Annotated in this window: 19 protein-coding genes; 9 read left to right on the top strand and 10 right to left on the bottom strand. The window is 38.1% G+C overall.

What is annotated here, in order from left to right; genetic code table 11:
• The 4 genes from IHV12_RS19955 to IHV12_RS19970 all read right to left on the bottom strand — a co-directional run.
• A partial coding sequence (locus tag IHV12_RS19955; RefSeq protein ID WP_231620822.1) for a YolD-like family protein occupies positions 1 to 139 on the bottom strand: 139 nt, incomplete at its 3' end.
• Positions 140 to 455: 316 nt separating this feature from the next.
• Positions 456 to 866 carry an RDD family protein gene (locus tag IHV12_RS19960; RefSeq protein WP_197192037.1) on the bottom strand — a complete coding sequence of 137 codons (411 nt, stop codon included), beginning with the start codon at positions 864 to 866 and terminating at the stop codon, positions 456 to 458.
• A gap of 79 nt (positions 867 to 945) precedes the next feature.
• Positions 946 to 1,521, bottom strand: coding sequence for a hypothetical protein (locus tag IHV12_RS19965; RefSeq protein WP_197192038.1), 576 nt, complete (start codon positions 1,519 to 1,521; stop codon positions 946 to 948).
• A gap of 61 nt (positions 1,522 to 1,582) precedes the next feature.
• The gene (locus tag IHV12_RS19970) at positions 1,583 to 3,724 is read right to left on the bottom strand and encodes an RHS repeat domain-containing protein (protein ID WP_231607569.1); all 2,142 of its coding nucleotides are present in this window, start codon (positions 3,722 to 3,724) and stop codon (positions 1,583 to 1,585) included.
• Between the two features lie 58 nt (positions 3,725 to 3,782).
• Between IHV12_RS19970 and IHV12_RS19975 the strand changes: the two genes are divergently transcribed.
• Together IHV12_RS19975 and IHV12_RS19980 are read left to right on the top strand one after the other, a co-directional pair.
• Complete coding sequence (locus IHV12_RS19975) at positions 3,783 to 4,016, top strand: hypothetical protein (protein WP_197192097.1); 234 nt, start codon at positions 3,783 to 3,785, stop codon at positions 4,014 to 4,016.
• Between the two features lie 91 nt (positions 4,017 to 4,107).
• Positions 4,108 to 4,779 (top strand): hypothetical protein, encoded by a 672-nt coding sequence (locus IHV12_RS19980; protein WP_197192040.1) that lies wholly within the window; start codon positions 4,108 to 4,110, stop codon positions 4,777 to 4,779.
• A 74-nt stretch (positions 4,780 to 4,853) separates the two neighbouring features.
• On the opposite strand, the gene IHV12_RS19985 is transcribed toward IHV12_RS19980, so the two are convergent.
• Positions 4,854 to 5,138 (bottom strand): hypothetical protein, encoded by a 285-nt coding sequence (locus IHV12_RS19985; RefSeq protein WP_197192041.1) that lies wholly within the window; start codon positions 5,136 to 5,138, stop codon positions 4,854 to 4,856.
• A gap of 237 nt (positions 5,139 to 5,375) precedes the next feature.
• Here IHV12_RS19985 and IHV12_RS19990 point away from each other — a divergent pair, with 237 nt between their 5' ends.
• Together IHV12_RS19990 and IHV12_RS19995 are read left to right on the top strand one after the other, a co-directional pair.
• Positions 5,376 to 5,876, top strand: coding sequence for a hypothetical protein (locus IHV12_RS19990; RefSeq protein WP_163103562.1), 501 nt, complete (start codon positions 5,376 to 5,378; stop codon positions 5,874 to 5,876).
• On the top strand, positions 5,873 to 6,214 hold the full coding sequence (locus IHV12_RS19995; RefSeq protein ID WP_197192042.1) for a hypothetical protein: 342 nt from the start codon (positions 5,873 to 5,875) through the stop codon (positions 6,212 to 6,214). Before IHV12_RS19990 ends, IHV12_RS19995 begins: the two co-directional genes overlap by 4 nt.
• Before the next feature lie 48 nt (positions 6,215 to 6,262).
• Here the strand turns inward: IHV12_RS19995 and IHV12_RS20000 are convergent, their stop codons facing one another.
• The 5 genes from IHV12_RS20000 to IHV12_RS20020 all read right to left on the bottom strand — a co-directional run bounded on the left by IHV12_RS20000 (position 6,263) and on the right by IHV12_RS20020 (position 14,259).
• Positions 6,263 to 6,556: a GIY-YIG nuclease family protein gene (locus IHV12_RS20000; protein ID WP_197192043.1), complete on the bottom strand. Its 294-nt coding sequence runs from the start codon at positions 6,554 to 6,556 to the stop codon at positions 6,263 to 6,265.
• 76 nt (positions 6,557 to 6,632) lie between these two features.
• Positions 6,633 to 7,184 carry a recombinase family protein gene (locus IHV12_RS20005; RefSeq protein ID WP_197192044.1) on the bottom strand — a complete coding sequence of 184 codons (552 nt, stop codon included), beginning with the start codon at positions 7,182 to 7,184 and terminating at the stop codon, positions 6,633 to 6,635.
• Between the two features lie 294 nt (positions 7,185 to 7,478).
• Positions 7,479 to 10,562: a type I restriction endonuclease subunit R gene (locus IHV12_RS20010; RefSeq protein WP_197192045.1), complete on the bottom strand. Its 3,084-nt coding sequence runs from the start codon at positions 10,560 to 10,562 to the stop codon at positions 7,479 to 7,481.
• A gap of 14 nt (positions 10,563 to 10,576) precedes the next feature.
• Positions 10,577 to 11,695, bottom strand: coding sequence for a restriction endonuclease subunit S (locus tag IHV12_RS20015; RefSeq protein ID WP_197192046.1), 1,119 nt, complete (start codon positions 11,693 to 11,695; stop codon positions 10,577 to 10,579).
• Positions 11,692 to 14,259, bottom strand: coding sequence for a type I restriction-modification system subunit M (locus IHV12_RS20020; RefSeq protein WP_197192047.1), 2,568 nt, complete (start codon positions 14,257 to 14,259; stop codon positions 11,692 to 11,694). The genes IHV12_RS20015 and IHV12_RS20020 overlap by 4 nt, the downstream gene beginning before the upstream one ends.
• A 726-nt stretch (positions 14,260 to 14,985) precedes the next feature.
• Between IHV12_RS20020 and IHV12_RS20025 the strand changes: the two genes are divergently transcribed.
• The 5 genes from IHV12_RS20025 (at position 14,986) to IHV12_RS20045 (ending at position 18,772) form a co-directional block, all read left to right on the top strand.
• A complete protein-coding gene (locus IHV12_RS20025; RefSeq protein ID WP_197192048.1) occupies positions 14,986 to 15,429 on the top strand; it encodes a JAB domain-containing protein in 444 nt (147 codons plus the stop codon).
• Positions 15,430 to 15,518: 89 nt separating this feature from the next.
• The gene (locus IHV12_RS20030; RefSeq protein WP_197192049.1) at positions 15,519 to 16,037 is read left to right on the top strand and encodes a hypothetical protein; all 519 of its coding nucleotides are present in this window, start codon (positions 15,519 to 15,521) and stop codon (positions 16,035 to 16,037) included.
• On the top strand, positions 16,034 to 16,240 hold the full coding sequence (locus tag IHV12_RS20035) for a hypothetical protein (RefSeq protein WP_197192050.1): 207 nt from the start codon (positions 16,034 to 16,036) through the stop codon (positions 16,238 to 16,240). Before IHV12_RS20030 ends, IHV12_RS20035 begins: the two co-directional genes overlap by 4 nt.
• A 318-nt stretch (positions 16,241 to 16,558) precedes the next feature.
• Positions 16,559 to 17,197: a hypothetical protein gene (locus IHV12_RS20040; RefSeq protein WP_231620817.1), complete on the top strand. Its 639-nt coding sequence runs from the start codon at positions 16,559 to 16,561 to the stop codon at positions 17,195 to 17,197.
• Between the two features lie 738 nt (positions 17,198 to 17,935).
• Complete coding sequence (locus IHV12_RS20045) at positions 17,936 to 18,772, top strand: ArdC family protein (protein ID WP_197192051.1); 837 nt, start codon at positions 17,936 to 17,938, stop codon at positions 18,770 to 18,772.
• Positions 18,773 to 18,899: the final 127 nt, after the last annotated feature.

The raw sequence follows: 18,899 nt of genomic DNA on the forward strand, positions 1-18,899 counted from the left end.
ACATGAGTGATAGGTGTTGTTCATCAAGTTCAGGTTTCTCTTTCTTTGTTTGATCCGAATCAAAGGCTCTTAGTTCCTTGACATGTTCTGGAAGTATCAATGCTGTCCACTTAATATTGTTTCCACGATCACGTATCATAATAAAACCCTCCACTTATTTCATTATATTAGAACGAGTGTTCTGATTACAATGAATGATTAATGCTGGATTAAAAGATTGAGAATTCTTATGAGCTCTTTAGGGGTTCAGCCGAGATACGTGTAAAAATGGGTCACTTGCTTACTTTTATTTCCAAACCGTTAGGAGACACCCATATTTTAACGTCAGATAACCCGTGAGTTTCTATACAATTTGAAATTGTAAATGAGAAAATCAGTGGAGTTTATAAGCAAATGCCCCAATTAGAAAAAGAGCTACATTAGTAAGGTAGCTCTTTGTAATTTTCAAGACTGATTTAATTTTTAGACGTATAAATTACTTGAGTTCCTGCAATTAAATCATGTATAGATCGTTTATCTTTTCGTAACCCTACCATAAATGCACTGATAATGAATGCAAGTCCAAGTGTTATAACATAAACAAGTGAAGCTAAAATATATCGTTTTAATGTTGTACTAATTCCAACTTTTTTGCCATCTGTACGAACAATTTTAATCCCTACTACTCTTTTACCAACTGTAAAACCTGACCATATCACAGGGATAATGAGATAATATAAAAAATTAATGCTATTTACAAATATTTCTGTGGCGATGTCAGATACACCTATTAACTTACAAAGAAGATAAAGTGGTATAAGTAATAATCCGTCAATAATAATTGATCCTAATCTTATCCAAAATCCTGCTACTTTGTGTTCATTCATGTTGTTTATTCTACCTTTCTAATAGTATTCGTTCATATTTTACTGTTTTTTCTTACAATTATACACAGGAAAAAGAAAGTTAGCTTCTCCTAATATATAACCCATAATCATTAGCCACTTTTTCATAACTGTAAAGTGTATTTTCCTTTCGACTATATACAGGGAAGGCCAAGTCATAATTTCCAATAATTAAAGATTCAGTTATTGGGAAAAAGAAGTTAGAAAAACATAAGGATCTAGTTGACAGCTTCACAAATAATCTAAGATAACTGACATTCCGAACCTCGTATAAATCGGTTTCAAGGCTTAATAGTTTCTCAAATAGTAGTAAATCATCTCTCTTAAAGTTTTCTCTAATTACCTTAATTTCATTTTCAGATAAACTTTTCAAGTAAGGACAAAAGATAAAAGTTTGATAGTTATTCAAGGAATATATTTTATTAAAAAAACTGAGATAAGATTCTTCAAAAAGCATGTCATATTCAAATGACGATAAAAGCTCTGAAGCTTCCGTCTCTGATAAACAATAATTGAAACGATCTAAAATACCTATAAAAAAATGTTTATTGGGAAATTCTTCTTCCTCGATATCAAGCCGCTTAAAAATATTAGTGAGACGCCTCACTTCATCTTTTGAAGGTCTTTCAACACCCATACTTATCACCTCATAAATAGGGATATTTACATCTGTAAATATCCCTTTTTCTTTTTATCAATTATTTTCTTCTTAAAACTTTACCGGTAGAAGACAATGTCCAATAGCCTCTTTCGCCTTCAATCTTTAGCTTCCAAGTGCTTCCCCCATGTCCTCCTACACCACTATTTTTACCTCTGTCTTTTTCAAGTCTGAACCGACCATTTTTTCCATTCTTGAATTTTGAAAGAATGACTCTATCTCCCTCTAACAATGATTTATTTATTCCTTTTGTTAAAGACCTTGCATTGTTAGCAAGTTTTAGATACTTGCTTATCTTTCCAACCTTAATATAGTTCCCGGCAACTGCCCATGCAACAGCAGACCATAGTTTGTATCCTCTTTTTCCTTCTGCTTTAGCTTTCTTATAAGCTTTATATCCGTCATACGTAGCCAAAGCAGCATTAAATACTAACCATACCCAGTTTCCATCATGATCCACATAGCGAACAGGATTCCCATGAGCATAAGCGTATTGGTTTAACGATTTTGGATCGTCTTCAAAACCATGGAAAGTATCTCTCGTGATGAAACGTCCTGTATCTGAATCATAATAGCGAGCTTTTAAATAGTACAGACCTGTAACCTCATCAAATCGATAACTTGCATAACGATAAGGGTTGGAAGACGCCATTGTGCCTGTCTGGGATAGGATATTCCCCCATGCATCATAGCTATACTCTGCAACTGTATTCCCACTTACATCTGTTAAAGCAATGACATCGCCGTGGCCATTCAAGTGGTAATAGTAAGTCTTGCCACCTTTCGTCATCGTGACAGGGTTGCCTTCTTGATCCCACGTATATTCTGTAAGGATATTATTATTTCCATCCGTTTCGTAAATAACTTTATCCTCATCATAAAAGTAATGAACTGTTCCACTTGATGTGGTCATACTCTTTCGATGGCCTTGATCATCATACGTGAAGGTACCCACGGATGCACCATTTTTATCTTTCACCTCGATGAGGCGATTTTCTTGGTTGTAAACAAATGTTTTGTCACCGTTATTTGTCAAGTTTCCATTGGCATCATACGTCTGTGCTTTACCGTTATTGTTTATTAACTGATTAGCAGCATCGTAAGTGTAAGACGTAGTAGTAGATGTTGTTCCTTTTGTCTCAACTTTCTTTGTACGATTGCCTACTGCATCGTATTCATAAGAAATGGTTGTTCCATCTTTTAAGATTTCTTTTGTTAATCGGTTTAATGTATCGTACTGATAAGAAAGATTTCCATCTTTTGTTGCAATTCCAGTCCAGTTACCGTTGGCATCATAAGTGTAAATAAACTTATCGACGATACCCCCACTAGCATTGTAGTTGATAACGGACTGAAGGCGGTTGTTGCTATCATATTCATAAGCTGAGTACGTACCGTTCGCTCGTTTCTCTGAAATTACATTTCCACGCTCATCATAAACAAAGCGTACAATATCGGAATTACTACGAGACATAGCGATTAACTGGTTAAGTTTATTATAGGAAAATCCATTCGTAAACTGAGTTGTACCAGCTGTCGCGGTTAAAGCAGTTGTATTCCCGTTGTCGTCATAGCCGTAAACAACCTTATTAGATGCACCTTCTGCTTTTTCAGTTACCTTTTTATTCTTGTCGTAGGTATATGTTGTTGTTTTTCCTGATGCATCGGTTACGGACGTAATGTTTCCATTAGCATCATATCCATAGCGCCATTTCTCTACACCATTGTAAAGAACCTTTTCTAAACGATTAAAAGCATTAAACGTATTAGAAACCGTGCTCCCGTTTGGATATTTGACTTTTGTATGATCCCCGTTTTTGTTGTATTCAAACTGAATAGCTTGATTTAACGGGTTAATAATTTTAGAAACTTGGTCAAACTCATTGTACTCATACTTAGTAAGATTGTTTTTAGCATCCGTAACAGTAGTTCGGTTACCAGTAGCATCATAGCCATATTGTGTAACACCAAGGTTCACATCGGTCACTTTGGTTAATAAATTACGTGCATCAAATGCATAGGACGTTTTTTGGCCCTTTCCATCTGTCACAGCCGTTTGATTTCCAGCCGCATCATACTGATATGAAACGGTATCACCTAGTGGGTTTTTGATGCTGGTTACATAGTTTTCATTTGCGTCATACGTATTAACAGTATGTGAAGCACCTAATTCTAGACGCATGGCATCAAACCAGGCGGTACCCTTCTGATTCCAGTAGTAATAATGGACATCGATTGAGTTGAACGCTTTTGTTGATTTTATTTCAGCTGAGACATGCTGCCAATCAGATGCTGTGAAAGCGGTGGCGAAGAACGGAAGTGCAGGAAATGGCCGAATTGGTGCAGTCAAATCAAGAAGTCAGTTCAAAGGACCAAACGGTAATTTTATTAAGCGAGATGCAACAACTGGTCGTTTTATGGACCAAAAAACGAGTAGTGCGGCTCCTTTTAAAGGTGTTCGAAAAGAAAAGTAGGACGCGGCAACGTCCTACTTAATTGAAAATTTTATATAAAAAACAGTATTTCCATGATAACAAAAATATATAAAAAAAGGAATGAATCAATATGGCTAACATTAAGATTCAAGATGTCATGGTTTTTGTGAACGGAACTTCTCGATTTAACAACAACGCTTTTGATACCGTAACCGTTAAAACAACGATTCAAACGGACGAGCCTATTACAGAAGATTATTATGTTCCAAGTGGAGTGAATGTAACACCAGGAATATTAGATCTACTGAAGCTCCAAAATCTTGAAGTGACACCGTTTAAAGCAAGCACCTTATTATCTGGAACTGATGATATTCAAACGCAAGCTTTAAACGGAAACCCGAGTGGGACATTAGAAGATGCAGCTAAACTGCTCCTACTCTCCATTCTTAAAAAGACACCACTTGTTCCCATCGCAGGTGCTGTGAATACTTACGAATTGTCTTATGAATATAAGATTTTTCCATTAGCTGCTATAGGTCTTCCAGACAGTTATGATTTCCAAATCCGAGTTCCATTTGATGGTTTAGGTATTGTTCAAGGTGGACGAGTTGAAGTAACTGTAGTTCTTCCAAGATTTGCAGAACCAGATCCAAACGAAACAAAGGGTATTGATTTGAACGGAGCAGAAATAAGTGAAATTTTCTATGAAATGCCAAACGTAAATCGTAAGGCGGTCACATTCGCCTATCAAAACGATCCTTTGTTTACAGTAAGATACCAACATACGCAAGGTTTACAATAAAGAAAAAACTCTCGTTGTGTGAAACGAGAGTTTTTTCTTTATGAGCTTGAAGGATTTTGTTTAAAGTCTTTTTACTAAATTGATTTTAAATTTCTTCTTGATAAACCATTGTCTTTTGCTAAGTTGGAAATATAACCTGTTGAACGGCCAGATGCTGAGGCTATTTCATCATATGAGTATCTCGGTTTATTAGAATATGGTGAATTTGTTTCTTGTAACATTTGTATAATTCTATCATCAGTTAATAAATCAACTTGTCGTTTTATATCTTTTATTTCTCTTGTTTTTCTTTGATCATTCTCTTCGAGTTGAGCTACTCTGCGTTGTAGATCATTGATTTTCGAACTAGTTCTTCCCATATTACACCATCCTCTACATGTGTTTATTCATACTATAAATCAAATGAACAAGAACTTCACTCTTTAATTTAAATACAAAAGCATTAAGAATTAAGAATGAGTCCATCTACAATAAATTCTAGGTGCTCCTAGAATTATATAATTAGTAATTGCTTGGTAAATCATCATAAAGAATATACAGGATTTTGTAACTTCTTGAAGAAATTTAAAGTATAGAAACAGTAACGGGGGAAATGTATGTTTGATGAAAGAGCTGCAATGAAGATGAGACTAGAACAGATTCAAGATTTAGAAATTCGAATCATACAAGAATTTCAAAAGGAAAGAAGTCAAATTTTGAATCGAATTAGAGAATTAGATGAGGAAGCGGAGACAACAAACGCCACTTCCAAAACAATAAAACCAGAAGCAACACTTGCTTCTGCTCAGGTTAAAACCAAATCTCAGAGACGAAAAAATAAAAGAAAGCATACCACTTTTACGAAAGAAGCGATTAAAGTATTAAAAGAACACTCTGCAGCGATTAGTGGAAAGGAAATAGCTGCATCCGTTGAAAAGAGTACAGGAAAAAGCGTTGGAAACATTACGCAATTTATGAATCGTGTTATGACAACTGATTCCAAAGTGAAAAAGCCATATAGAGGTCAGTATATTTATGAAAAACAAACTTCATCGCCGATAGAGGATATGGAGCCAGCTACTTTATCGGTCAGTATTGACGGGGGATCTGAGACTTGATTTTTTTGTTTCAATTTGACAAAAGTGATGATGGGATTGATTTTGTTCTTAACGAAAGAATAGCTGAAGACATGGATACTCAGAGTGAAGAGTTGCTCGGACCACTCGTTTTTTCAACTTGTCAGGTATTAATGCATTATAAAGAAATCAGTAAAAGTGACACGATAATGTCGGGTATGATAGTAGAGACGGATGAGTTTGAAGTTACTCTTAGTGAGGGACTTGGACAATATATTGATCCATTCACTAAAAATAGCATTCTATTTGAGAATGCAAAAATCATAGCTGATCTATTAGTTGAGATTATGTCTCGCACTAATCCGAGTCTAACAAAGTAGATATTTTGTTAGATTCGGATAAACGTACAAAAAACTTTAGAAATCCTTTTAGGAAAGAATTTCGTTTTTTAATCTTGGCCATTGATTGTAACCGATCTGAGGATTGTTTGAATTATAGAATCTTATGTATTCCACTTCTTTAGCATTAACCTCTTTATCTGTTGCTAGTTCTGATTCCCATATTATTTCTTTACGAATAGTAAAGTCCCTTTGTTCTTCTCTTGTAAAATCCCTTTCAATCAACTTACTATTAGCACTGCCAAAATAATTTAAAGTATTAGTTAAGTCTTTTCCTATATAGATTTTGCCATTAGGATAAGTTATTTTGTAAATCACTTTCATAATTTCCCATCCCCCTATGTTCCATTTACTCTAGTGCTCCTGCTCTAGTTACATAAAGTCGCCTTCATGGCGACTATTATTTTTCTTCAGAAAGTGCGCGATAGAGTGTCGATGGAGAAATACCTGTTTCTTGCTGGATCTCTTTTACTGTCATTTCACGAGATTTATACAATATGATTGCCTGCCGTAACTTTTGAGTGTTTGCCTTCGGTCTTCCACCTTTTCTTCCGCGTGCTCTTGCTGCTTTAAGTCCTGCCATCGTTCTCTCTCTAATAATGTCTCTTTCAAATTCCGCAAGAACGGAGAGCATCCCAAACATCGCTTTTCCAGCTGGTGTACTTGTATCAATATTATCTTGAAGACTTACAAACTCTATATCTCTCTCTTTTAATTCATCTGCGATCTCTATTAATCTTTTAGTTGATCGTGCAAGACGATCCAATTTATAGACAACAAACTTGTCCCCAGCACGCAGCATCCTTAATGCCTGGTTCAATTCTGGCCGATCATCTTTAGCCCCTGACATCTTTTCTTGAAAAATCTCTTCGCATCCATATTCATTCAACGCATCCATCTGTAAATCTAATGATTGATCCGCGGTGCTCACTCTTGCATATCCAACAATCACATAGATAACCTCCTACCGTTCTATTTATATAATTATTATATCATTAACGCACCTTTTTGAATTATAGTTTTTGGTATGAGTTTTGGAATAACGTCTCAATGAAAAAGAAACATAAATGTAGTGGGATTATGTGTCTATCAAAAACGGTGGTTTTTGATAGGTGATAGTAAATTTGCATCTTTTTAATTTTGGTAATTTATAGAGTTACTATATGCACATGAAAAAAGAAGACTTATAAAAAGCCTCCTTTTCTAAAATTACGTATTTGCGGGCATTGTTAAAATTTTCAATCACTTAGCTATATCTATGCTTTATCTCAGCAATCAACTTTGGAAGGTTTTCAGTTAATGTCATTATATGTCTTAACCTATTGCCTGCCGTTTGATTTTTTGCTTTGTCAAAATCAATACTACTAATGAGCTCATTGATGTATGGTACAGTATCTGGCTGTGAAGGGGAATATGAGCTAACTGATTTTTCAAGCAGCTTGCTATCTAGTCCCCACTCCGAAGAGAAATCACTTACTGCTTTTTGCATTTGATTTTCTTTCCATATTTCAAATGCCTCATCAAAATTCATACTACTAGATAAATTTCCTGGTACCAACTCAGTATCGACAAACTCTCTTAACAGTTGGGCTTGTTCATTATCTCCCATATTACTTAATTCTTGAATTTGTTGATAGATGATACGCAGTGTTTCACTATCTACTGTTTGCACGCCATTTGATGAGGTGATTTTTGAATCGATTAAACTAAGAATATGATCCGCATCGATTACTTGGGTGCCTGCTAATTTTGTTTTACCGACAAGAATATTGACAGGTGATGGCAGGGGAGGAGTACCAGGCTGCCAGGTTAAGTTTTTAAACGCACCGACATATTGCAACCACGTATGCTCATTCATTCCAAAGGTACTATCATTCCACTTGAATTCGTAGTATTGCTCCACCAGGTTCAACTGCTCAGCAGCATCTTTGAAAGCAAGTAGGAATGCTTCTTTTTTCTTCTCATCATGTTCGATCGTTTGCCAATCTGTGGGATCAGGTAAAGTCGGCACCAATTCAGCAATTTTTATTGCAAACTTCTTTACGGATGTCTCATAGGGTTCCACAATTGCTTTGCTACTCTTGCCACCACTTCCATACAATTTCAAAGCTTGATTTACTATTTCTTCAGTAATTCGAGGGTACTGAAAGTTAATGATCGTACCGAATTCTTTAGCTGGACCAAACACACGATTTGTTCGTGAGTAGGCCTGAATTAAACCTTGAAGTTCAAGTGAACGATCAATGTAAAGTGTGTTCAAACGTTTAGAGTCGTAACCTGTCAGAAGCTGATCTGCCACGATCACGAGGTCTATATTCTTTGGATTTCGTCCACTTCCACCCCGAGTAGCACGTTCCACAACGTCTTCAAAGTAAGCATCCTCGCCGTGTTTTTTATCACCGGCAACAAACGAAATACCTGTAAATGCAGCGTAGTCCTTAAACATATCTTTTACAATTTTAGGATCTAATGGTGTAGGGTCATTTTCGTTACCGAAACTAAACGTCATTGCCACATTCAAATTTTCCCTGCGCGCTGTTAGTTGTTTTTTGAATTCGTCATAATAAGCCATGACACGATTTTTATAAGCAACTGTCAAAATCGCATTAAATTCCTTTCTTTGCGATTGTGATTCCCAGTTATTCAGAATCTCTTCTACAACGCGCGGAATATGTGTTTCGTCATGATATGTAAGCAAGTTTCTTTTTTTCGCTTGTCTTTCTACGTCGGATTCGGATAATTCTTGAACTTGGCGTTCAATTTCTCTATCAGCCAAATCAGGATGTTCTTCTTTCATTTTCTCAACAAGTTGCTCTCTTAAATCTTCATAGCTTTTAAATTCCCCAGTGTTGATATAGTCAACATGGAATCCTAATACGTTTTTATCTGCGATTGCTTCATCAATCGTATATTGATGAAGATTAGGTCCAAATAGCTTTTCAGTCGTATTGATCACTTCACTTTTTTCGTCTATTTTACCTTTAATCTTATTTTCATCAAATAGCGGTGTGCCTGTAAAGCCATAGAAGAGCCCGTTTTTCTTGAAATATCGTTTAATCGTTCCCATCATCTGACCCATTGTCGTACGATGGGCTTCATCGATGATAAAAACAATTTTCTTATCTGCTAAACCAGCATCTTGCGCTTCTTCCAGTTCTTTCACTAAGGAATTCAGTTTGAATGTTGTCGTTACCACAATTCCATTTTTAGGTGACTTGAGTATCTTTTTTAGTTGATAGGTGTGTTTCGTATCATCAACAGACACGGACTCGTATGCTGCGTATGCTTTGAAATTTTCACTGGTGCGGTTGTCAAGCTCACGCCGATCAACAAGAAAAACAACTTTATCAAATCCAGCTCTCGTCGATAGAAACAAAGCCGTTTTAAAACTCGTAATCGTTTTCCCTGAGCCCGTCGTGTGCCATACAAATCCACCGTGGGGTAATTTATCCTTATTGTCCCAACCGAATGCTGCGCCTTCTACAGCCTGCAAGGCATGTACTTGATAAGGGCGCATGAGCATATGCCGTCTATTTTCTTCCTCGCGAGCTTCGTCAATGACTAAGTAATCTCCTACCATTTGATGCGCCATTGGAATCATTAAAAATTGCCCGATGACTTTTTCCCAAGCATTTACAACATTGTTTTTTTTATCAGCCCAATGGAAGACAAAACTAAGATTAAAGTCTTGTGCTGTTTTCGGTGTAGCGAAATAGCGAGTAGCGATTTCAGAAGTGATGACCATCATCTGCGAAAAAGCCATGAAGTTATGACTGTACTCACCGTCACGATAATAACGCATAAACTGCCCATATGCTTTATCAAGCGTTTTGTCCGTACGTTTTTGCTCAATATTGATTAAAGGTAGGCCGTTGATAAGTAAGACAATATCAAAACGGTTGTTATTTGGCGTCTGTACCTCCCTAGCAATCCGGTAGCTTGAATCTCCACCACGTACTTCAGCTTTTTTAAAGATCGTCAAAGTGATTTGTTTTCTTGTGATATGGGGGTTGTCATCACGATAAATACCGTCAATCTTGCCTTTTGATTCTTCAATGGCTAATATTTTTGCAGCCTCATAGCTATTGCTGATTTGATTAACTTTAGACATGACTTGATTGAACTCATTATCCGTTAATTCGACGCCTTCAAGCTGATCAGCATTGATACGATTGAGTTCTTTACGCCAATGTCTAACTAGGTCAGCAACGGTAACTTTTTGCTTATTTCCATCTAGAAAATCAGGCGCTTCCCATTTATATTTCTGTAGTTCTTTTACAAAATTCTCTTGAAACGTTTTCTCAGCAGCACTTTTTGGCGCATTGCTCATGACTAAATCTCCCCCTAAACAAACATCTCATGTAGGTATGCTTTTTTTAGATTTTGAAGCTTGTCTAGTTTACGTTGATGGTGACCGATGAGATGGTCTAGGCTTGCAAAAAAAGAGCCAATCAACTTTTGTTCTTCTAATTCTGGTACTTGTAAGCTAATCTTCATCATCACATCAGCATTAAGTTTTGCACGTCCACCTCCAACTAAATATGGCTCAATATTTAGGTGCTTCATTGCATTCATTAGAAACTTGTTATCCGTGACTGCTGTTTTTGCTTGTAAAACATGAGCATGATTATTTACCCAAACTTTGCCGTTGACATAGTGAACGGGATAATTTTGCAAATCGTTTGCTCCATCTTCTGCAATTAGAATAAACTCACCATCGTGAGTAAATCCTTCAACATAATCTTGAATGCCGTTTGCCCCATAATACGGTGTTTTGCCAGCTACACGATCTGATGCAGTAATCGGTATACGCAAGTTATCATATCTATCAGCCAAATCACTAACAGTTTTTTGTTTCCAAGCTTGCGTAAATCCTGCAAATCTCCGTTTTGGTTCGCACTCACCTTCAGCAGGAAACATTTCCGAAAGGTAAGCAGATTTTAACGCTTTTGATTTTTCTAATTTACGTTGGTGAAGATTGATAATATCCTCTATATGTTTAAGAAAATTTCCTATTCTAGTTTGCTCCTCTATTCTAGGAACAGAAGTAGAATAATCATGGACGTCATTTCTATTTAACGTGGGTACTCCACTTCCACTTCCAAACCTAGTTAAGTCCACACTTTGATAAAGATAATAAATAAATAATGGATAATTATCATAAAAACTAGTAACCCATAAGGAAGTATTGTGTGGCCAATAATCATCTTCGATATATGATACATTTCCGATTGATCCAGATCGACCTGTTACTACACCAGGACCCTTGACTTTGTACTCGGAATTCCATGCTCCGATTCCATTTGAAAATACGACAGGGTAGGGTCCTCTTTTCATTGAAGATTTAGTTAAGTCAAAGCCCCTCTGTAAAGGAGCGATATTCTTCAAATTAAGTTGATTCCAACCATTTTCATTATGAAATTCTCTAAATCGTCTCTTAGGTATTAAATTTGTTTTTTTCATAATGGCGCAACCACCATTTCATTCAACCAGTTTTCGATTGTTGATTCTAAACTACGACTTTCTTTGTCGATTGCTGATAAAGTATCGGCATAACGATTGCGCAACATTTGGAGTGTGTTTAATTCCTTTTGTAACGGTAATTCTATTAAGCGAACCAAATCGCCCACTGTATTGCCAAACCATTTTTCATACATCAAGTTGTCGATTTCTTCGTTTGTTAATATTAAGATTCGTTCTTGTACCGCTTCTTTTAGGTTTTTTTCATCTGCTTTCACTGCTTTACTGAGTGTTGATTTATCTACATGTAACTGTTCAACATTTTTCAGATAGTTATATTCACTTGTTCCCTTGCCCGCTTTTTTTAACTCTGCTTTGATCAACTTGTTATCAAAAGATTCACCGGCTTCATTCAACGTATCGCCTAATGCATTGGCTTCATCGCTATCTTCAACCTTCGCAGCTTCAACCAAGTCTAACAGCTCTGTTTCAATCTCTTGAATGCGATTTTTCTTTGTTTCAATTTCTTCTAGTTCATCACTGTATAAATGTTTAGCAATCAACTCATTTGGTACGATACTGCCGATCCAGCCGTCTTGCTCGACACGTTTTTTATTGCCAGTTCCCTTCGTTACCATATTTGGTTCACGTGTGCGTCCAGCTGTATAAAAATCACTTAAAGCAATGATTTCCGTATCATGGGACAATGCATTTTTCCAAATTTCAGCGACAATTTGATAGCCATCATACACATCAATATTGTTGAACGCTGACAAAATCGCTTTTATTTCATCGAGCATGTCATTCATTAACTGGGATGATTTACTGATATTTTCTACATTTCGTAAAGCATCGAAATATTTATTAATAAAGGATGTTGCTTTTCCTTCGATTTCTTTTGATTTTTCAATAACGCGTGAATCGTTGAAGACCATATAAGAAATATCATCAACCGGTTTCAATAGCTCAACATAGCCTTCACGGATTTCCTTGAAGGATTGTCCCATAATATCTGGCACTGAAGACTGCAAAACCTTCAAATCGTCAATATTCTTTTGAGGAATCCCACCAAGTAAGTGTGCATCTACGTCATGCGGGATCTCTTCATCAATCGCTTCAATATAACGAGGAATGTTCATATTGTATTGATTTTTGAGAATATCCTCTCGTTTTACCAATTGGCTATAACCCTTTTCTTCTCTACGTTCAACGAACGTATCTACAATTTTAGCAATATCTTTCTCTAGTAGAACATTTTGTTTTCCTACTTTAGTAAAGCCGCGAGAAGCGTCTATAACAAGTACAGGCTCACCAGTTTCTCGGTTTTTCTTCAATATTATTATGGCTACAGGAATTCCCGTATTGGTAAATAAGTTGCTTGGCAAGCCAATAATGGTATCTATGTAATTTTTCTCAAGTAACCGCTCTCGAATCTCTCCTTCTGTGGAACCTCGGAAGAGCACACCATGAGGCAACACAATCGCCATTGTTCCATTTTGTCCTAAGTGGAATAATCCATGTAAGAGGAAAGCAAAATCTCCCTTGGAGTCTGGTGGCAATGCACCAGCGATTTCGAAACGAGGATCACTGACTTTCAGACCTGCTTTGTTCCAGTTCTTCGCAGAATAGGGTGGGTTCATAACAACCGCATCAAATTGTACGCCTTCATTTGGACGCTCTGGATCTTCTGGCCAGTCTTGAGAAAGTGTATCACCATTCTTTATCGTCATCTTTTCTGGACGAACACCATGGAGCAATAAATTCATACGAGTTAAGTTATAGGTCGCTGTATTCTTTTCCTGTCCGTAATAACTTAAATCCTTTTGAACATCTTCATCTAAATGTTTTTTAACCGTTAAAAGTAACGAACCAGAACCGACAGTTGGGTCATAGATTGATTTTATATCAGCCGTTTTTGCTACAATTTGTGCCATAACTTCACTGACTTGTCGAGGGGTATAGAACTCCCCTGCTTTCTTCCCGGACTCCATTGCAAACTGACCAATGAGATACTCATACGCATCACCCAGTACATCGCCTTTTTGTAACGCGACCATGTTCAAGTCTGCAAATAACAAAATCAATGCTTTAATATTTTTGCTGCGTTCGTTTAAGTTACTACCTAATGCCGTATCCGTTAAATCCAGCGTAGAACTTGAGAACAATCCTTTGAAGTCATTCGTATCACCGGACACGGCAATCGTACGTTCAAAGTTATTCAAGCTATCCGTTACTTTTTGAACTTCAAAATCTCCAGAATTGATATCTTTTATCCAAGTTTGATAAAGATACTCAGGTGAAACATAATAACCGAGCACATTTTGAATCATTTTATTTAGCTGTTCTCCGTATTCTGCTTTTGCTTTTGTATATTCCTCTACCAATTCAGATTGAGTCATTTTCTCTAAACCACTGGTAATTTTAAATGTTTCTAAAGTTTTATCACTCAAAAACTTATAGAACATTAATCCAAGCATGTAATCTTTATAACGGCTGGCGTCCATTGAACCACGGAGTTCGTTAGCGCCGTCCCATAATCTACTTTTAATTTCTTCTGATGTAATCACTTTGTATCCCCCATTGAATCTTCATATAAATTGTTTGTATTGTGTTGGTATCACTCATTACCTCTAGCAATATTTCTTCTCTATTATAGCAGTTTAATGAAAAATAGATGAAGGCAAAGAAAGAAGAGAATGAGCTGAAATATAGGAATAGAATGAATCCGGGCGGCTGCACTACAGACTGATCAGAAAGCAAAGAACGCTTTCTGTCATTCTGTACGTGTCGCTTCGGCACTAAAGGGAGCGATAACCACGGTCTGTACGGCTGAAGCCTACATGCCGTAGGTTCCTGCTATCTTTACGGCTTGCGCCGCCGTACCGAACGAGCCGAAAAAACTTTAAACAGGAAACGGTCTCGGGCATCGAACCCTCACCGTTAGGCGGCTGCAGCCCTTCCGGTCTGTTTTTCCAGCCGCCAAAAGCGGTGCGGTGCTCTTCTCCTTCCTTCGTTCTCTTCAGTGTAACAACTTCGCTTATGACAGCCGGAAGGGCGGGCGTTCGGGGAAAGAAATCGGCAAAGCCAAGTCGGCTAAGGGTCCGTAAGGCCACAAAGAACGTGACCTAACGATCCCTAAGTCATTGGGCTTCACTCGTTTTCTAACGAAAAAGTCCGTAAATCATGGCCTTTTCCTACTCCTCTCTGGCAAGTTCGCTTCTTCGTGAGCGAACCCTTCCCCCTGTTTGCGCGAATTGTTCAGGTTTCCTCAAACGCGGAAGGGAGAGAGTTAAATGGAAACAATCTATGAAGTAGTAAGAATCAAACAGGTAATCAAGGAAGTGGAGGTAAACGAAAAGTTCGTTATCCGTTCGCCACAGGATGCTGCGGATGTTGCAGCTCAATTTATTGGAGACGATGATTGCGAGGTGTTCTTTGTGATGTGTCTGAACACGAAGAATCAAGTCGTTGCGGTGCATCGCTGCCACGTGGGAGGGTTAAACGCCAGCATCGTCATGCCAAGAGAGGTATTCAAGGCGGCAATTCTAAACAACAGTGCCTCAATCATCGTGAGCCATCAGCATCCCAGTCAAGATGTCACACCGTCTCGAGAAGACATCGAGGTGACAGCAAGGCTTGTAGAATGCGGAAAGATCCTAGGGATTGAGGTGCTAGATCATCTAATCATTAACACGAAAGCCAAATACTACAGCTTGAAAGAGCATGCTAGATTGTAAGAGAGAGGGAGGAAACCCTCCCTTTTTTTGTTCGTTTCTGCCATTTATATTGAAATTTTTTGTTTACAATGTATATAGGAGGGTGAGACATGAAAAACGCAACTCGTCGAATTGTTGAGAAGTTCCCTAAGTTTGAGGGTAAACTACATGCCTATGAAAACATACTGCTGGTCGATGAAGCGCTGAAGGAAGTAGATGATGTTCAGGCAACGTTTTTACAGTTAGCGTGGTTTTTTGAAGATCCGGAAAAGGAGACGTTTGATCTTGGTTTGCTGTATCGTCACCTTGATAATGACTGGCTTGAATTTGCATTGGAGTTGATGACGGAATATTTCAGGAAAGATACGTATTTGATTCAGAAGCCAACGTATTCCCTGATTCGTGAGGGATCTGACTATAAAAGCATGAGTCAGTTTGCGGACTATTTAAGTGAACAAGGGCTGCGGTACGATCGACAGAAGTTAAATTTATATTTTGAACGCGGGAAAGTACCGCATCCCGATCTTGTTGTAGGCGGAGTGAAGTATTGGTCCGATGAGACGGTTCAAACATATGCAGAACAAGAGAGATATCGAATGGGATCCATTCAACAGGAGGCAAAAAAATGACGCTTGTTCCATACAATCAACGCTATGAGAAAATTATTCATGCCGACTGGCCACGGGATAAAAAAGACAAAAAATTGGCTGAGCTCATGACAGAAATGGAGCAGGTGTACAAGATTCCCATGTTAAGGAATGAAGAGTGGGAAAGAGAGAACAAACGAGTGATCGCTCTGTATAGAAAAGTGAGCTTATCAAGGTCCTTTTAATAAAAATAAATCGATCTCCGGATTGGTTAACCGAAGATCGAACGTTTATCAGCAGGCAGAATTACGCCTGTTTTTTCTTTTTGTTTTTGAGGGGGATGCCCCTTTTTTCACTTTGTTCAATCGCTTTTTTTGCTAGTACCTGCGCTTCTTCTTTCGACATTTTCATTTACTTTTCCCCTTTGCTAGTACTCTTAATAAAAGTATGGACGGGTTTTTGAAAATCTAAACATATCTATCCCCCATCCCCCATATATATAAAACAAAGTCTAGGACACTCTGACACTGTCCTAAGTGAAAATGCGGAAAAGAGGGGTAGGAATGGAGAGAGTAGAGGCCGTTATGACGAAGAACAGGAAGAAAAGATCAGATGCAAAACGCGACATCAAGCCGACAATTTCTAGCAATCTTAAAGATTGTATATATAGCTTGTCTTACATCACACATACACCTGTAAAGGACGTAGCCGTTCTTTTGTGTGAAAAAGGGTTAAGGTCAAGAAAAGTCATTGAACACTTATCGCAGCACTTCAGACGAGATTACCAATTCATGAGTACGGTGTTTATAGGGGAATGGGGAAGAGAATCCTTGCAGCGGAAATGCCAACCAGGAAAAAACGAACGGATCACAGCTCGCTTCTCCCAAACGTCTTATGAGGATATTTATGTTTTATCTTCTGCTTTGGATGTCACGCCGTCCAAAGCAACAGCTTTATTGTTGGATGCCAGTATACGCAATGTGAATTTGTTGAACGCCTTTGTGAAAGTATCCCTTCAGGAACACTTAGACGAGGCAAGAATGAAGGAGCTTAAACATGTGCTGAAATACATCAATAAAAACAATCCTTATAGCGAGGAAATATCTTGGTTTACCTTGATGGATATGATTTTTCAAGATATGAAAGAAAAAGCAGGGGATGTGAAAGGGATGGTTTCCCACTGGTTAGAGAAATACAAATGAATGCAAATCAACGATTCGTAGGAGCTGGATCAAAGGGATCGTTTAGATGACTTCAGGTTTTTAATGACTTATAAACTGGTGATCAGAGAGAAGGATGAACCCTTCTCTTTTTTTTTGCTTGAAGCAAAAAGGTTTGTTGTCATGACTGACTTCGCCTTTAGGCGGAATTTTTTTCTTGAGAAAAGGCTTTTGAACGATTTAAAACCTTTTCTTGGGCGGCTGCACGACAACCTGTAAAAAAGCAAAGAACGCTTTTTAACAGGCTGTAACGTGTCGCTGACGGCACTAAATGGCTCGATAACCACAGCTTGTACGGCCCTTCGCCTACAATCTGTAGGTTCCTGATCCATTTGCCATTCTGGCCGTACCGCACGAGCCGAAAACCTTAAAAGAATGAAACCTAAAGCGGAAAGCAGCCCTACGGCTGCTATTGAATAAGAATTTGCCCTTTGCCTTCCGAATCGTACAATCACACAATCCGAGCTAACCTTTCAGCAGGTCGAGCCTCCTAGGCTTTGCCCTCAACCTGCTGGAAGCTAAGTCGGATAGACAACAAGTCAAGGGGCACAAAACTTTTTTATGAACCACGCTTTGCAACATAAAAAACTTTTCCGCTAAGAGCTCCCTTGACTCCTTCTCTATGCTCATTGTTCGTTTCTCCTGTCAAAGGGGCAAAATCCTTCCCTTTGGGGAAAGCTTTCGCTTCGGAAGGCAAAAATCAAAAGGAGGAAAAGCGAAATGAAAAAAAGCGTGTATGAAATCGTTACAGAGAAGGTCATGGAAGAGCTAGAAAAAGGAGTTGTCCCTTGGCGCAAGCCTTGGATTAACGGGGGGGCGGTCAATTGGAAAACGCAAAAGGCGTATAGGGGGATCAATGTTTTTCTTCTAGAATCCGGAGAATATGCGACATATAAGCAAATTCAAGAAGCTGGTGGAAAGGTAAGAAAAGGCGAGAAGTCGCACATCGTGGTCTTCTGGAAGTGGTTAGAGAAAGAAGATGACGAAAGTGGAAAAGTCGAAAAGATACCTTACCTTCGGTACTACCGAGTATTTGAGGTCAATTCCCAGGTGGAGGGGTTGGAAAGTAAACGAAAAGAAATGTCATTCGACCATGATCCAATGGAGAAAGCTGAAGAAATTTATAAAGGCTATATCAACGCTCCTGATTATACATTCTATTCAGGAAAAGCCGTTTACTATCCAACGCTAGATAAAGTTAATTGCCCGCCATTAAAGGATTTTCCAAAAGTCGAAGAATTCTACAGTACCTTGTTTCATGAAATGGTGCACAGCACAGGGCATAAAAACCGGCTAGCTCGTTCAGGAGTGACCACTCAAGATGTAGCATTTGGGGATGAAGTATATTCCAAGGAAGAATTAGTGGCGGAAATGGGGGCTGCAATGCTTTGTGGTGTTGCGGGTATTGACAACGACACCATTAGTAATAGCGCCAGCTATATCCATTCATGGCTAAGGTCGTTGAAAGAAGACAGTCGTCTTGTGGTTCAAGCAGCTGCACAAGCCCAAAAAGCCGCGGATTACATTCTAGGAGAAGAAGAACCTGAAGGCGAGTAAAAGCAGTAACCTATAACATCACAAGCACAAAGGATCGGTCATCTTCCTCTCAATCAAGGAAGATGACCTTATATAAAATAAATTCAAGTTACTGTTATTTAATTCCAGGTATGGCCAGTGGGAATTA

It is taken from the genome of Fictibacillus sp. 7GRE50, assembly GCF_015903875.1.
GTDB lineage: Bacteria > Bacillota > Bacilli > Bacillales > Fictibacillaceae > Fictibacillus > Fictibacillus phosphorivorans.